At 71.4% G+C, this 15,572-nt stretch carries 11 protein-coding genes; 9 read left to right on the top strand and 2 right to left on the bottom strand.

The features are described 5' to 3' along the window. Positions 1-56: 56 nt before the first annotated feature. Both AC067N_RS23590 and AC067N_RS23585 read right to left on the bottom strand, forming a co-directional pair. The gene (locus tag AC067N_RS23590) at positions 57-1,466 is read right to left on the bottom strand and encodes an FAD-binding protein (RefSeq protein WP_478680846.1); all 1,410 of its coding nucleotides are present in this window, start codon (positions 1,464-1,466) and stop codon (positions 57-59) included. Positions 1,467-1,653: 187 nt separating this feature from the next. Further along, complete coding sequence (locus AC067N_RS23585) at positions 1,654-3,456, bottom strand: glycoside hydrolase family 15 protein (protein ID WP_478680872.1); 1,803 nt, start codon at positions 3,454-3,456, stop codon at positions 1,654-1,656. A 562-nt stretch (positions 3,457-4,018) separates the two neighbouring features. On the opposite strand from AC067N_RS23585, the gene AC067N_RS23580 reads away from it, so the two are divergent. The 9 genes from AC067N_RS23580 to AC067N_RS23540 all read left to right on the top strand — a co-directional run bounded on the left by AC067N_RS23580 (position 4,019) and on the right by AC067N_RS23540 (position 15,511). Beyond that, positions 4,019-5,686, top strand: coding sequence for a CTP synthase (locus AC067N_RS23580; protein WP_478680871.1), 1,668 nt, complete (start codon positions 4,019-4,021; stop codon positions 5,684-5,686). A gap of 119 nt (positions 5,687-5,805) precedes the next feature. Next, positions 5,806-6,432, top strand: coding sequence for an NUDIX domain-containing protein (locus tag AC067N_RS23575; RefSeq protein WP_478680845.1), 627 nt, complete (start codon positions 5,806-5,808; stop codon positions 6,430-6,432). 214 nt (positions 6,433-6,646) lie between these two features. Further along, positions 6,647-8,746: a tetratricopeptide repeat protein gene (locus AC067N_RS23570; protein WP_478680844.1), complete on the top strand. Its 2,100-nt coding sequence runs from the start codon at positions 6,647-6,649 to the stop codon at positions 8,744-8,746. A gap of 166 nt (positions 8,747-8,912) precedes the next feature. Continuing rightward, positions 8,913-10,037, top strand: a complete 1,125-nt coding sequence (gene ald, locus AC067N_RS23565) for an alanine dehydrogenase (RefSeq protein ID WP_478680843.1) — start codon at positions 8,913-8,915, stop codon at positions 10,035-10,037. A 416-nt stretch (positions 10,038-10,453) separates the two neighbouring features. Continuing rightward, positions 10,454-11,590, top strand: a complete 1,137-nt coding sequence (locus AC067N_RS23560; protein WP_079054846.1) for a ParA family protein — start codon at positions 10,454-10,456, stop codon at positions 11,588-11,590. Beyond that, a complete protein-coding gene (locus tag AC067N_RS23555; RefSeq protein WP_478680842.1) occupies positions 11,575-12,171 on the top strand; it encodes a hypothetical protein in 597 nt (198 codons plus the stop codon). Before AC067N_RS23560 ends, AC067N_RS23555 begins: the two co-directional genes overlap by 16 nt. A gap of 654 nt (positions 12,172-12,825) precedes the next feature. Next, entirely contained in the window at positions 12,826-13,758 is a 933-nt protein-coding gene (locus AC067N_RS23550) for a segregation and condensation protein A (protein ID WP_478680841.1), read from the top strand. After that, positions 13,755-14,438 carry an SMC-Scp complex subunit ScpB gene (gene scpB / locus AC067N_RS23545; RefSeq protein ID WP_478680840.1) on the top strand — a complete coding sequence of 228 codons (684 nt, stop codon included), beginning with the start codon at positions 13,755-13,757 and terminating at the stop codon, positions 14,436-14,438. The genes AC067N_RS23550 and scpB overlap by 4 nt, the downstream gene beginning before the upstream one ends. Continuing rightward, positions 14,438-15,511 (top strand): pseudouridine synthase, encoded by a 1,074-nt coding sequence (locus AC067N_RS23540; RefSeq protein WP_159766540.1) that lies wholly within the window; start codon positions 14,438-14,440, stop codon positions 15,509-15,511. The genes scpB and AC067N_RS23540 overlap by 1 nt, the downstream gene beginning before the upstream one ends. Positions 15,512-15,572 lie beyond the last annotated feature (61 nt).

Genomic DNA, 15,572 nt, shown 5'->3' with positions numbered 1-15,572 from the left:
GCGCGTGTGCCGACCGGGCATCTCCGCCCCGTGGGGAGCACCCCCTGGGGGAGCGCTCAGTGGGCGGCGGCCCGGCCCTTGGGGTCACGGGGCGGGATGTTGTGGTTGAAGCGGAAGACGTTGTCGGGGTCGTACTCGGCCTTCACCGCCATCAGCCGCCGGGCGTTCTCGGCGCCCAGACCCGCCAGGACCCGGCCCTCGCCCTCGTCGCCGATGAAGTTCAGGTAGACCGCGCCGGTGCTCCACGGCCGGACGTGCTCGCGGACGTCCCGTACCCACCGGATGGTCCGCTCGTCGTCCGCCGGGTCCTCCCAGACACCGAAGGGGTGCACGGCCCACGGCGCGTCCCGGTACGGCACCGGGTACCCGGCGGGGCCGTCGGCGACCGCGCCGCCGTACGGGAAGAGGATGTGCTGCGAGTTGGTCGGCACGGGCATCGAGCGGGCCTGGGCGCAGAAGACGTCGACCAGATCGTCCGGCAGGCCGGTCAGGTACTCCGCCGACCAGTAGTTCCGCAGACCGGGCGGATCGTCGATCATGCACTGCACGTCCGCGTACGGCATCGCGCCGACGACCTCGGCCTCGTGCGGCAGCGCCAGCAGCGGCTGGGCCACCTTGCGCATGTCGTCCTCGGTGCCGGCGTAGGTGAGCAGCATCCCGCACACGAGTCTGCCCACCATGTGCCCGGGGACGAACTCCTCGGGCGGGCCGGTGAAGTACAGGACGCCCCCGCCCGCCTCCCGCGGACCGTTCTCGACGACCTCGCGGAAGACGCGGACGACCTCGGGGCCGTGCTCCGGCTCGTACAGCAGCAGGGCGATCGCGAAGGCGGGCAGTTCGTGCAGGCGGAGGGTGAGAGCGGTGGCGACGCCGAAGTTGCCGCCGCCGCCGTGGAGGGCCCAGAACAGCTCCGGGTTCTCCTCGTCGGTCGCGCGGACCGTACGGCCGTCGGCGGTCACCAGCTCCACGCCCAGGAGGTTGTCGACGGCGAGCCCGAAGGCCCGTTCAAGCCAGCCGCTGCCGCCGCCCAGCACGAAACCGCCGACACCGGTGGTCGAGGCCCGGCCGCCGGTGGTGGCGAGAGCGTACGGCTCGGTGGCGCGGTCGAGGTGGCTCATGGTGGCGCCGCCCTCGACACGGACGCTGCGCGCGGCGGGGTCGACCGTGACCGCGTGCATCCGGCGCAGGTCGATGACCAGGCCGTTGTCGTTGAGGGCCGATCCGGCCACGCTGTGGCCGCCGCCGCGCACCGCGATGTTGAGGTCGAGGTCCCGGCCGAAGCGCACGGCCCGGACGACATCGCTCTGGTTCTCGCACTGCGCGATCACCGCCGGACGCCGGTCGATCATCCCGTTGAAGACCGTCCGCGCGTCGTCGTACCCGGGGTCCCCCGGGGCGAGGACCTCACCCGTCAGATCCTCGCGCAGTTCGATCAGCGCCGTGTGCGCCTTGGAAAGGGGAGCCATGACCGGCCCCTTTCAGCCAGGGGACAGGACTCACTCCAGGCTAGGCGGGTACACCGGATCGGTCCTGTTCGGCGGCGGGAGCGCGCCGAAGCCGGACGCGCGCCCCCGAACCAGGCGCAAGCGCTTGCCGCGTGCGCCTGGTCGTGCGCCGATCCGCCGCCGTGCGCGACGGATCGGGGGGCGTGCGTCAGCCGCCGTACGCCCCCGAGGCGGTCAGCCGCAGGGCCGTGTCGATGAGGGGGACATGACTGAACGCCTGGGGGAAGTTGCCGACCTGGCGCTTCAGCGCCGGGTCCCACTCCTCGGCCAGCAGTCCCAGGTCGTTGCGGAGCGACAGCAGCTTCTCGAAGAGCTTGCGGGCCTCGTCGACGCGGCCGATCATCGCCAGGTCGTCCGCCATCCAGAACGAGCAGGCGAGGAACGCGCCCTCGTCGCCCGGCAGCCCGTCCACGCCCTCGTCCTCACCGGCGGTCGGGTACCGCAGGATGAAGCCGTCCTGGGTCGACAGCTCCCGCTGGATCGCCTCGATGGTGCCGATGACGCGCTTGTCGTCCGGCGGCAGGAAGCCCATCTGCGGGATCAGCAGCAGCGACGCGTCCAGCTCCTTCGAGCCGTACGACTGCGTGAAGGTGTTGCGCTCCTTGTCGTACCCCTTCTCGCACACGTCGCGGTGGATGTCGTCGCGCAGCTCGCGCCACTTCTCCAACGGTCCGTCCGCGTCGCCGGACTCGATGAGCTTGATCGTGCGGTCCACGGCGACCCAGGCCATGACCTTGGAATGCACGAAGTGGCGGCGCGGACCGCGCACCTCCCAGATGCCCTCGTCCGGCTCGTCCCAGTGGTCCTCCAGGTAGCGGATCAGCTTCAGCTGGAGCAGGGAGGCGTAGTCGTTGCGGGCCAGACCCGTCATATGGGCCAGGTGCAGGGCCTCGGTGACCTCGCCGTACACGTCCAGCTGGAGCTGGTGCGCGGCGCCGTTGCCGACCCGGACGGGCGCTGAGTTCTCATAGCCCGGGAGCCACTCCAGCTCCGCCTCGCCCAGCTCCCGCTCACCGGCGATGCCGTACATGATCTGCAGGTTCTCCGGGTCGCCGGCGACCGCCCGCAGCAGCCACTCGCGCCAGGCACGGGCCTCGTCCCGGTAGCCGGTGCGCAGCAGCGAGGACAGGGTGATGGCCGCGTCGCGCAGCCAGGTGTAGCGGTAGTCCCAGTTGCGCACGCCGCCGATGTGCTCCGGGAGCGAGGTCGTCGGCGCGGCGACGATGCCGCCGGTCGGGGCGTACGTCAGGGCCTTCAGCGTGATCAGGGAGCGGACCACCGCCTCACGGTAGGGGCCGTGGTACGTGCAGTGCTCCACCCACTCGCGCCAGAACTCCTCCGTGGCCTGCAGCGACGGCTCGGGCTCGGGCAGCGGCGGCGGCTCCTTGTGGGAAGGCTGCCAGGAGATGGTGAAGGCGATGCGGTCACCCGGCGTCACCGTGAAGTCGGCGTACGTCGTCAGCGCCTTGCCGTACGTCTCGCACTCGGTGTCGAACCACACCGAGTCCGGCCCGGCGACCGCCACCGTGCGCCCCTCGTGCTTGTGCACCCAGGGCACGACCCGGCCGTAGGAGAAGCGCATCCGCAGCGCCGAGCGCATCGGGACCCGGCCGCTGATGCCCTCGACGATGCGGATCAGCTGGGGGGCACCGTCACGGGGCGGCATGAAGTCGGTCACACGGACCGTGCCGCGCGGGGTGTCCCACTCGGACTCCAGGATCAGCGAGTCGCCGCGGTACCGGCGCCGGGAGGCCGTCGGCGGCTCCGCGTCGGCCGCGTAGGCGGGGCCGAGGCGCCAGAAGCCGTGTTCCTCCGTGCCGAGCAGGCCCGCGAAGACGGCATGGGAGTCGAAGCGGGGCAGGCACAGCCAGTCGACCGTCCCGTCCCGGCAGACCAGGGCAGCGGTCTGCATGTCTCCGATGAGTGCGTAGTCTTCGATGCGCCCGGCCACGTGCAACTCCAGTCGAACGGCCACGTCGCCCCCCGAGGGGCGGTCGCTGTGCGGTGTGCGGTCAAGGGACCCAAGGGATCGACAAAGGATCGATGTTTCCAGAGTGATCCAAGGGACGGTGTCATGCGATGTCGCTCAACGATCCTCAACGCATATGAGGCCCTCGTTGCTCAACGAACTGACGAGCTCTCGTGTTTCCGGAGACGGGCGGGGGTGGTGCCGTTTCCCCGGCCGGGCTCGGCAGCGAGTGTCCGAAGAGGATACGACGCAGCGGAGGGCTCCGCGTCCCGCTCCAGGCAACGCGAGTGGGCCGAACGAGTGAGCCAGGGGTGACCCGCGGCCGGTATTCGCCGACTGTCGTACGAAGTCCGTGGCGGCCCGTGCGCGGAGCGTGGCCGGAAGCGATCGTGGCCGGTCGCTGATACCCTGGTAGCCCGTGGACCGGTGGGCGCCCCGACTCGCAAGGGACCCCCGAACCGCAGCGACGGCACCCCCCGACGACCCGATCGGGCGGCGGCCGACCCGCACCCAGAACCGCGACCACGGGAGCCCCCTCTTGGCCATGCCGCCCGCTGCTTTCCGAAACAGCACCACGACGACCAAGCACATCTTCGTCACCGGGGGTGTCGCCTCCTCGCTCGGCAAGGGTCTGACCGCCTCCAGCCTCGGCATGCTGCTCAAGGCCCGCGGCCTGCGTGTCGTCATGCAGAAGCTCGACCCGTACCTGAACGTCGACCCGGGCACGATGAACCCCTTCCAGCACGGTGAGGTGTTCGTCACCAACGACGGCGCCGAGACCGACCTGGACATCGGTCACTACGAGCGCTTCCTCGACCGTGACCTGGACGGCTCCGCCAACGTCACCACGGGCCAGGTCTACTCGACCGTCATCGCCAAGGAGCGGCGCGGCGAGTACCTGGGCGACACCGTGCAGGTCATCCCGCACATCACCAACGAGATCAAGCACCGCATCCGGCGCATGGCCTCCGACGAGGTCGACGTGGTCATCACGGAGGTCGGCGGCACGGTCGGCGACATCGAGTCGCTGCCGTTCCTGGAGACCGTCCGCCAGGTCCGCCACGAGGTCGGCCGTGACAACGTCTTCGTCGTCCACATCTCGCTCCTGCCGTACATCGGGCCGTCGGGTGAGCTGAAGACGAAGCCGACACAGCACTCGGTTGCGGCGCTGCGCAACATCGGTATTCAGCCGGATGCGATCGTGCTGCGCTGTGACCGCGAGGTCCCTGCCGCGATCAAGCGGAAGATCTCCCTCATGTGCGACGTCGACGAGGCCGCCGTCGTGGCCTGCCCCGACGCCCGCTCGATCTACGACATCCCGAAGACCGTGCACGGCGAGGGCCTCGACGCCTATGTCGTCCGCAAGCTCGACCTGCCGTTCCGCGACGTGGACTGGACGACCTGGGACGACCTGCTCGACCGCGTCCACAACCCGCGGCACGAGATCAACCTGGCGCTCGTCGGCAAGTACATCGACCTGCCCGACGCCTACCTCTCGGTCACCGAGGCGCTGCGCGCGGGCGGCTTCGCCAACCGGGCCCGTGTGAAGATCAAGTGGGTCACCTCCGACGACTGCAAGACCCCGGCCGGCGCCGCGGCGCAGCTCGCCGACGTCGACGCCATCTGCATCCCGGGCGGCTTCGGCGACCGCGGGGTCTCCGGCAAGGTGGGCGCCATCCAGTACGCCCGCGAGAACCGCATCCCGCTGCTGGGCCTCTGTCTCGGCCTGCAGTGCATCGTGATCGAGGCCGCGCGCAACCTCGCAGACATCCCGGACGCCAACTCCACCGAGTTCGACTCCGCCACCGCCCACCCGGTCATCTCCACCATGGCCGAGCAGCTGGACATCGTCGCCGGTGAAGGCGACATGGGCGGCACGATGCGCCTGGGCATGTACCCCGCCAAGCTCGCCGAGGGCTCGATCGTGCGCGAGGTGTACGACGGCAAGGAGTACGTCGAGGAGCGCCACCGCCACCGCTACGAGGTGAACAACGCCTACCGCGCGGAACTGGAGAAGAAGGCGGGCCTGCAGTTCACCGGCACCTCGCCCGACGGCAAGCTCGTGGAGTACGTCGAGTACCCGCGCGAGGTCCACCCCTACCTGGTCGCGACCCAGGCGCACCCCGAGCTGCGCTCCCGTCCGACCCGCCCGCACCCGCTCTTCGCCGGTCTGGTCAAGGCGGCCGTCGAGCGCAAGACCGCGGGGCAGTGACAGCAAGTAGCAGCCGGTGACGGCGAGTTAGACAGCGCAAGGGTTGTACGGTGACCGGGGTGCGTCTCTTTCGGGAGGTGCACCCCGGTCTCATGGCACGTGTGGGAGGACGAGGCGACATGACGATCAAGGACACCGCCGAGGAGTGGGAGGTCCGGGAGAGCGAGACGCCGTTCGTCGGCAAGAAGACCTCCGTGCGCACCGACGACGTGGTCATGCCCGACGGTTCGGTGGTCCGCCGCGACTACCAGGTCCACCCCGGCTCCGTCGCGGTTCTCGCACTCGACGGCCAGGACCGGGTACTGGTGCTCCGCCAGTACCGCCACCCCGTGCGCCAGAAGCTGTGGGAGATCCCGGCGGGCCTCCTGGACGTGCCGGGCGAGAACCCGCTGCACGCCGCCCAGCGCGAGCTGTACGAGGAGGCGCACGTCAAGGCGGAGGACTGGCGGGTGCTGACCGACGTCTACACCACGCCCGGCGGCTGCGACGAGGCGGTCCGCATCTTCCTCGCCCGCGATCTCTCCGAGGCCGAGGGGCGGCGCTTCGAGGTGGAGGACGAGGAGGCCGACATGGAGTTGGCCCGGGTGCCCCTCGACGAGCTGGCCCGGGGTGTCCTCGCCGGGGAGCTGCACAACAACTGCCTGGTGGTGGGCGTGCTTTCGCTGGTGGCGGCGCGGAGCGGCGACGGGGTGGACGCGCTGCGTCCGGCCGAGGCGCCGTGGCCCGCGCGACCGTTCGAGTCCTAGGGGCCACCCGGCGCGTCCCGGGGGCCGCCCATCGAGGGCGGTTTCCAGGGGCCGTCCACCCCTGACGGCTCCAGTCGTACGATCCGCTGATCCGATCGAGGGATCTGTCCGCCCTGCTCCGCCGAGATCGTCGCAGAGCGTGAACTAGGCTCGGGAAACGCCCGATCCGGAGCCCCGGCGGGCCGGCTCGTGCGGTGGGACGGGAGTGTGGCCCGTGGCGGATCAGGCGGTGGAGACCGGGGGAGCCCCGGTCTCCGGAAAAGGGCGGCCCCCGGCTGTCGAGGCCGCCCCCACGGTCAGTCAGTTCCTCGGCAGGGCACGGGAGTTGAAGGAGCTGCGGGCCGACATCGACCGCGCCGGGCTCAATACCCTCGCCGGCCGCAAGGCCCCGCACGCGCGCGTGCTGCTCATCGCCGGCAGGCCGGGCTTCGGCCGTACGGCGCTCGCCGAGGAGCTCGTCCGGCAGATCGCCGACGGCTACCCGGACGGGGTGCTCCGGGCCCGCCTCGCCGAGCCGGACGGCACCCGCGTCCCGGTCGAGCGGGCCGCCGGGGAACTGCTCGGCGCACTCGGTCTCCCCGCTCCCGCCGGAGCCGACGAGGACGACCTCAGCGAGGCGCTGCGGGAGGCGCTGGCCGACCGCCGGGTCGTGCTGCTGCTGGACGACGCGGTCGACGCCGAACAGGTCGACGCGCTGCTGCCGGACACCCCCGACTCCCTGGTCGTCGCGGTCTCCGGGGGGCCGCTGACAGGCATCTCCGACGTCCGCCCGTGCACCCTGGGCGGACTGGACACCAAGTCCGCGGTGGAACTGCTGGAACGCTTCACCGGCTCGGTGCGCGTCACCGTCGACCCGCGTTCCGCCGAGATCCTCGCCGAGGCGTGCGCGGCCCAGCCCGCCGCGCTGCGGCTCGCCGGGGGATGGCTCGCCGCCCGGCCCACGGTCGCCGTCTCCGACCTGGCCAAACAGTTGCGCGCCGAGGACGACGGCGCCCCCGCCCTCGCCAAGGTCTTCCGGCTGTCGTACGCGGCGCTCCCGAACAGCGCCGCACGGACACTGCGTCTCCTCGCGCTCGCTCCGGCCGGCCTGGTCGACCCGCACATCGCCTCCGGGCTGGCCGGCTGCTCGGTCGGCGCGGCCCGCACCGCGCTGGACGACTTCGTGGCCCTCGGGTTCCTGCACCGGACCGCCTCGGCCATGCCGCAGTACGAGGTCCCCGGCTGCCTCCAGCCGCTGCTGTGGGCCGCCGCCGAGAGCCAGGAGAAGCCGGCCGAGATCCAGCTGGCCCGGGCGCGGATGCTGGAGCGTACGGTACGGCTGCTGCAGTCCTGCCGGGCCATCACCGAGACCGACAGCCCGCTGGCCCGCGAGAAGCTCCTCGGCATGCCCAAGGCGCTGCGGTTCCCGAGCCCCCGGGCCGCCGAGGAGTGGCTGCGGGTCCGCAGGCCCGCGCTGCTCGCCGCCGCCCGGCTCGCCGTCGCGGACGGCCAGCTGGACACCCTCGCCCGGCGGCTGATGTCCCAGCTCGTCCGGGCCCTGGTGGCACACTTCGGCACCCGGGCCGCGGCCGCCGACCTGTACGGCATCCACCGGCTCGTCCTCGATGTCGCCGAGCGCCGCGACCTGCCCCGCGAGAAGGCGGCCGCCCTGCTGAACCTGGGCGACCTGGACGCCCGTACCGGCCGGACCAAGGCGGCGCTGGCCCGCTACCGGGCCGCCCTCGACGCCGGACGGCAGGCGAACGACCCCTATGCGACCGGCCGCGCGATGGAATCCGTAGGCGGCGCCCACCAGGAGCTGGAGGACTACGAACGGGCCGCCGACTGGTACGGCAGGGCCCTCGCCCAGCGGCTCGCCCGGGACGAGCGCGAGGACGCCGCCCGGCTGTACGGCCGTATCGCCACCGCGCACACCTACGCGGGCCGCTACGGCGAGGCGCTGCGCAACTGGAGTTCGGCCCTCACCGGCTACCGCAGGCTCGGCGACGTGGGCGGCCAGGCAAGGGCGTTGAGCGAGATGGCGCGCGTCCAGGAGTACGCCGGGCGCCCCGAGGAGGCGCTGTCCACCTGCCAGGAGGCGGTGGAATGGGCGCGGCGCGCTGAGGACGTCCGGCTGCAGGCCGCGCTCCGGCTGCGGCTCGCCGACACCCTGGAACGGCTCGGCGATCCGGCGGCGGCCCGGCTGCACCGGGCGGTCGCCGAGCGGCTGCTCGGCGACGAGCTCACACGGCCGGAAGCCGGCGAGAGCGGCGAGATCGAGACGGAACACGACCCTAACGCCTACGAAATCCGCAGTGCATCCGCAAAAGATTGATGCATTGAAAGGCTAGACAGCGGGGATACCTTCATTAGACTGGCTGCGCCGCCGGTTCTCCTGCGGTGTCTCCCGGTGCGCTCCGATGCGTACGGGTATGTCCTGCATCGTGCGGGCATGTACCGCTTATGCGTGCGAGCCCCCACACCCCTCCGATCCAAGGACCGTGATCGACGTGAAGGTCGGCATCCCCCGCGAGGTCAAGAACAACGAGTTCCGAGTGGCGATCACCCCGGCCGGCGTGCACGAGCTGGTGCGCCACGGCCACCAGGTCGTCATCGAACAGGGCGCCGGTGTCGGTTCGTCGATCCCGGACGCCGAATATGTGGCCGCAGGCGCCGAGATCCTGGCCACGGCGGACGAGGTGTGGGCCGCCGCGGACCTGCTGCTCAAGGTCAAGGAGCCCATCGCCGAGGAGTACCACCGCCTCCGCAAGGACCAGACGCTCTTCACCTATCTGCATCTGGCCGCCTCCAAGGAGTGCACGGACGCGCTCGTCGAGTCGGGCACCACCGCGATCGCCTACGAGACCGTCGAGCTGCCGAGCCGCGCGCTGCCGCTGCTGGCCCCGATGTCCGAGGTCGCGGGCCGGCTCGCCCCCCAGGTCGGTGCCTACCACCTGATGCGGGCCAACGGCGGCCGCGGTGTGCTCCCCGGCGGTGTGCCGGGTGTGCTGGCCGGGCGGGCCGTCGTGATCGGCGGCGGTGTCTCCGGCTGGAACGCCGCGCAGATCGCCATCGGCATGGGCTTCCATGTGACCCTGCTCGACAGGGACATCAACAAGCTCAAGGAAGCCGACAAGATCTTCGGCACGAAGATCCAGACCGTCGTCTCCAACGCCTTCGAGCTGGAGAAGGCGTGCCTGGAGGCCGACCTCGTCATCGGCGCCGTCCTCATCCCGGGCGCCAAGGCGCCGAAGCTGGTCACCAACGAGCTCGTGTCGCGGATGAAGCCGGGAAGTGTCCTTGTCGACATCGCGATCGACCAGGGCGGCTGCTTCGAGGACTCGCGCCCCACCACCCACGCCGAACCGACCTTCCCGGTCCACGAGTCGGTTTTCTACTGCGTCGCCAACATGCCCGGCGCGGTGCCCAACACCTCCACGTACGCGCTGACCAACGCCACGCTCCCGTACATCGTGGAACTCGCGAACCACGGCTGGGTCGAGGCGCTGCGCCGTGACCCGGCGCTGGCCAAGGGGCTCAACACGCATGACGGGGCGGTGGTTTACCGCGAGGTCGCGGAGGCGCACGGACTGGAGCACACCGAACTGGCCTCGCTCCTCGGCTGACCGAAGGGCCGCCGACGGGCTGCTTTGAGTCACCTTTCGGTAAAAGGCGATACGTCAACACAGGTTGTCAACAGCGGTTTCCCGGCCGGATCTTGCCCGACAAGGTCCGGCCGGATGTGTGTATGGTCACTTTGCGACACTCGCGCAACTCGCCTCGAACGTAACCCTTCGGATGTTTCACGCACCGGTGAAACCTGCTGTGCGACGGCCCTACGCCCTTGACAGACGCATGTTTCATTGCCGACACATCGGGCCGGGTCCGGCGGATTGTGTTGCTGCGGACCGCCGACACGCCATAGAGTCGCCAACCGTCGGCATGGTGCCACGCTGACCTATCTAGAAGTTTCCTGGTCACCAAGGAGGTAAGACGACTTGTGAATGAGTCGACATTTACTCCCGGGGGTGGTCAACCAGGAATGCCTGCGCGGGTCTCGGGACCCACGGGGTTCGCGGCTGTCGGCTCCGTCGCAGTCCGCACCTTCGCAGCCCACCAGGGTCACCAGTCCTCAGGGGTGACTCAGCCAGCACACCAGAGCATGGATGGCCAACACGTGAACGCCATGGCCGGCGACGGAAGTGGCGGGGTCCACAACCACTTCGCCGACTACGACGAGCTGCCCGACGGGCACTTCTACGACCCCGACGCCGAGTACGAGCCCGATCCGGAGTACGCGGCGACGCTCGCGCCCGACGCGGCCCGCCAGCGCCGCGAGCGCATCGGCCCGACCGGGCGCCCGCTGCCGTACTTCCCGATCCCCGGCCCGCTGACCGACCACGGTCCCGCGAAGATCATCGCGATGTGCAACCAGAAGGGCGGGGTCGGCAAGACGACGTCGACCATCAACCTGGGTGCCGCGCTCGCGGAGTACGGCCGCCGGGTCCTCCTCGTCGACTTCGACCCGCAGGGCGCCCTCTCGGTCGGCCTCGGGGTGAACCCGATGGAACTCGACCTCACGGTCTACAACCTGCTCATGGAGCGGGGCATGTCGGCCGACGAGGTCCTGCTGAAGACCGCGGTCCCGAACATGGACCTGCTGCCGAGCAACATCGACCTCTCGGCGGCCGAGGTCCAGCTGGTCTCGGAGGTCGCCCGCGAGTCCACGCTCCAGCGGGCGCTGAAGCCGCTGATGGCCGACTACGACTACATCGTGATCGACTGTCAGCCCTCGCTGGGTCTGCTCACCGTGAACGCCCTGACGGCCGCGCACAAGGTGATCGTGCCGCTGGAGTGCGAGTTCTTCGCGCTGCGCGGTGTCGCGCTGCTGACGGAGACCATCGAGAAGGTCCAGGAGCGGCTCAACCCCGAGCTGGAGCTCGACGGCATCCTCGCCACCATGTACGACTCCCGCACGGTGCACAGCCGCGAGGTGCTCGCGCGGGTCGTCGAGGCGTTCGACGACCACGTCTACCACACGGTCATCGGGCGCACGGTCCGCTTCCCGGAGACCACGGTCGCCGGTGAGCCGATCACCACGTACGCCTCCAACTCCGTCGGCGCCGCCGCCTACCGCCAGCTCGCCAGGGAGGTGCTCGCCCGGTGTCACGCCGAGTGAGTCTGCCGGGGGCCGACGAACTCTTCCGTACGACAGGGGGAATGGCGCTTCAGCCGTCCTCTCCCCGGCGGGGGGCCAACGGAGAAGCCCGTGTGCCCGCTCCCGCGGGGGAGAGCGACGTCGGCGCCGCCGTGGACGACGCGCCGCCGTCGGTGCCCGTGCAGGGCGGGGACGGCGAGGGGTCCGAGCATGTGGCCGCGGACGCCGAGGCCGACGGTGGTGAGCAGCCCCGCAGCCGGTCCGCCGCCGCGGGGGCCGAGCGGGCCGCCGCCGGGCGCCAGCCGAAGCCGCAGGAAGGTTCTGCCGCGCCGGGCGCGGCCGCCGGGGCCGCGCCGCGCAAGCGGGGGCGGGCCGCCGGGCGCCGGCCCAGTGGGCGTGAGCGGCACGACGAGAAGATCACCGTGTATGTGTCCGCCGAGGAGCTGATGGACCTCGAACACGCGCGGCTGGTGCTGCGCGGGGAGCACGGGCTGGCCGTCGACCGGGGGCGGATCGTCCGGGAGGCCGTCGCCGTGGTGCTGGCGGATCTGGAGTCCCGCGGGGACGCGAGCATCCTCGTACGGCGGCTGCGCGGGCGGTAGAGGTAGCCTGCGGGGGCTATGACCTCGTATGACTCCTCGTCGTCGGCGGCGTCCTCCGGCGGTCCCGCCGGCCGTCGGCGTGCGCTGGGGAGGGGACCGGGGGTTCCGCGGGTGACTCCGCCGGGTTCGCCGGTGGGCGAGGCGCCGGCTGACGAGCGTGCCCCCGCTGAGGCCGGCGGGGTGTGCCCACCCGTTCCGCCCCGCGGAACGACCGCCCACGACGCAGGCGGCGGCGATGAGGCCCCCTCCGCTGCCGCTGCCGCTGCCGCTGCCGCTGCCGCTGCCGACGACGCCGCCGCTGGCGCCGAAGCCGCGCCGGAGACCGCGGCCCCGGCCGGGGTCGGCGCCGGAGGCGAGGCGGCGGCTGCGGAACAGCAGGCGGCGACCGGTGAGACCGGGCCTCGGGCCCGGGCGGTGCCGGAGACCGTCGGGCAGCTCGCTGTTGGCCGGCCGGGCGTTGTGGAGCCTCCGACGGCGGCGGATGAGCCGGGGTCTCGCGCCGGGGTGGCGGCGGAGGCCGGTGAGCCGCAGACGGCGGCGGATGATCTGGTGCCTCACGTCGGGGTGGTGGCGGAGGCCGACGAGTCTCAGGTGGCGACCGGTGGGGCCGGGCCTCGGGCCGGGGTGGTGGCGGAGGTCGATGAGTCTCGGTCGGTGACCGGTGGGGCCGGAGTGCCGGCCGGGGCGGTGTCGTCGGTCGACGAGACCGGTACGGCCACCGGTGAGCTCGGGCCGCAGGGCCGGAGCGCGTCGGACGGGGGCGGGCAGGGCGAGGGCGCCGACGACGGGGTCTTCAAGGTTCGGCTCGCCAACTTCGAGGGGCCGTTCGATCTGCTGCTCCAGTTGATCTCGAAGCACAAGCTGGACGTCACCGAGGTCGCGCTCTCCAAGGTCACCGACGAGTTCATGGCCCACATCCGCGGCATGGGACCGGACTGGGACCTCGACGAGACGACCGAGTTCCTCGTCGTGGCCGCGACGCTGCTCGACCTGAAGGCGGCCCGGCTGCTGCCCGCCGCCGAGGTGGAGGACGAGGGCGACCTCGCGCTCCTCGAAGCGAGGGACCTGCTGTTCGCCCGGCTGCTGCAGTACCGGGCGTACAAACGGATCGCGGAGATCTTCAACGGGCGGCTGGAGGAGGAGGCCCGGCGCTACCCCCGTACCGTCGGTCTGGAGCCGCAGCACGCGGAGCTGCTGCCCGAGGTGGTCATCAGCATCGGGGCGGAAGGGTTCGCCAGGCTGGCCGTGAAGGCCATGCAGCCCAAGCCCAGGCCGCAGGTGTACGTCGACCACATCCACGCGCCCCTCGTCAGCGTCCAGGAGCAGGCCGGCATCGTCGTGGCGCGGCTGCGGGAGCTGGGGGAGGCCAGCTTCCGGGTGCTCGTCGAGGACACCGACGACACCCTGACCGTCGTGGCCCGGTTCCTGGCGCTGCTGGAGCTGTACCGGGAGAAGGCCGTGGCCCTGGACCAGGAGACAGCCCTCGGCGATCTGGTCGTCCGCTGGACGGGCGGGGTCGGCGCGGAACCCGTGGTCACGGACGAGTTCGACCGGCCGCCCGAGCCCCCCGAGGAGGAGAAGGCGTGAGCGAGGAGACGACCGAGGCGACCGTGGTGTCAGGGGGGCCGCGTACCGTCGCCGGCCTCGACCTCAAACCCGCCCTGGAGGCGGTCCTCATGGTCGTGGACGAGCCCGCGACCGAGGAGCACCTGAGCAAGATCCTGGAGCGGCCGAAGCGGCAGATCGCCAAGGCGCTGAGGGAGCTGGCCGACGACTACACCGCGCAGGGGCGCGGGTTCGAGCTGCGGCTGATCGCCGGGGGCTGGCGGTTCTACACCCGCCCCGCGTACGCGGCCGCCGTGGAGCGGTTCGTGCTGGACGGGCAGCAGGCCCGGCTCACGCAGGCCGCGCTGGAGACGCTGGCCGTGGTCGCGTACCGCCAGCCGGTCAGCCGGAGCCGCGTCTCCGCGGTGCGCGGGGTCAACTGTGACGGGGTCATGCGGACCCTGCTCCAGCGCGGGTTGGTCGAGGAGGCGGGCACGGAACCCGAAACAGGTGCGATCCTGTACACGACGACGAACTACTTCCTGGAGCGGATGGGCCTGCGCGGCCTGGACGAGCTACCGGAACTCGCGCCCTTCCTCCCGGAGGCCGAGGCGATCGAGGCCGAGACCCAGGAAGCCGTACCGTCGTTCGATCCGGATGCCCCGGACGCGGACGACGGACCCACGTCGGCCATGACTGACACGACGACGACGGAACTTTGATGCGAAGCAGCGGTAGCGGCAAGAGCGGCGGGCGCGGTAACCACCGCGGTGCCGGCAACAACAGGGACCAGAAGCAGGGCGGCCAGGGCCGTCCCCGCAAGCCCCGCCCCGAGGAGCGCCGCTACGACGTGGGCCCCGGCGGGACGCAGGACGGCCCGAAGTCCGGGCGGGGCGCCTCCGCGCGGGGCGGCGCCAAGGGCGGCCCCAAGCAGGCGCAGCAGCCCCGCGGGCGCGGCCGTTCGGCCCCGGCGACCTCACGCGAGTACGACGCGCGGGCCGAGGAGCGCAACCGGGAGCGGTACGCGGGCAAGAAGGACATCAAGCTGCCCAAGACCTTCCCGGGCGCCGAGCAGGAGGGTGAGCGGCTGCAGAAGGTGCTCGCCCGCGCGGGTTACGGCTCCCGGCGCGCCTGCGAGGAGCTGATCGAGCAGGCCCGTGTCGAGGTCAACGGCGAGATCGTCACCGAGCAGGGCCGGCGGGTCGACCCGGAGAAGGACGAGGTCAAGGTCGACGGCCTGACCGTGGCGACGCAGTCGTACCAGTTCTTCTCCCTCAACAAGCCCGCCGGTGTCGTGTCGACCATGGAGGACCCCGAGGGCCGGCAGTGCCTCGGTGACTACGTCACCAACCGCGAGACCCGGCTCTTCCACGTGGGCCGCCTGGACACCGAGACCGAGGGTGTCATCCTGCTCACCAACCACGGTGAGCTGGCGCACCGGCTCACCCACCCCAAGTACGGCGTGAAGAAGACCTACGTCGCGCACATCGTCGGCCCGATCCCGCGCGACCTGGGCAAGCGGCTGAAGGACGGCATCCAGCTGGAGGACGGGTACGCGCGCGCGGACCACTTCCGGGTCGTCGAGCAGACCGGCAAGAACTACCTCGTCGAGGTCACCCTGCACGAGGGACGCAAGCACATCGTGCGCCGGATGCTCGCCGAGGCCGGCTTCCCCGTCGACAAGCTCGTCCGCACCGCCTTCGGGCCGATCACCCTCGGCGACCAGAAGTCGGGCTGGCTGCGCCGCCTGTCGAACACCGAGGTGGGAATGCTGATGGCGGAGGTCGACCTCTAGGTCTCCCGGAGTTCAGTGGTGGGCCGGTCCCGGGTTTCGTCCCCGGGGGCGGCCCTTTGCC

This window comes from Streptomyces sp. NPDC042364, from assembly GCF_056437585.1.
Note: the sequence above shows the minus strand (reverse complement) of the source record. Positions and strands in the feature narration are given on the sequence as shown.

Excerpts from the sequence above, each read along its gene's own strand:
- AC067N_RS23590 (WP_478680846.1), bottom strand. The coding sequence starts at position 1,466 with ATGGCTCCCCTTTCCAAGGCGCACACGGCGCTGATCGAACTGCGCGAG.
- AC067N_RS23560 (WP_079054846.1), top strand. The coding sequence starts at position 10,454 with ATGCCTGCGCGGGTCTCGGGACCCACGGGGTTCGCGGCTGTCGGCTCC.
- AC067N_RS23575 (WP_478680845.1), top strand. The coding sequence starts at position 5,806 with ATGACGATCAAGGACACCGCCGAGGAGTGGGAGGTCCGGGAGAGCGAG.
- AC067N_RS23580 (WP_478680871.1), top strand. The coding sequence starts at position 4,019 with ATGCCGCCCGCTGCTTTCCGAAACAGCACCACGACGACCAAGCACATC.
- AC067N_RS23540 (WP_159766540.1), top strand. The coding sequence starts at position 14,438 with ATGCGAAGCAGCGGTAGCGGCAAGAGCGGCGGGCGCGGTAACCACCGC.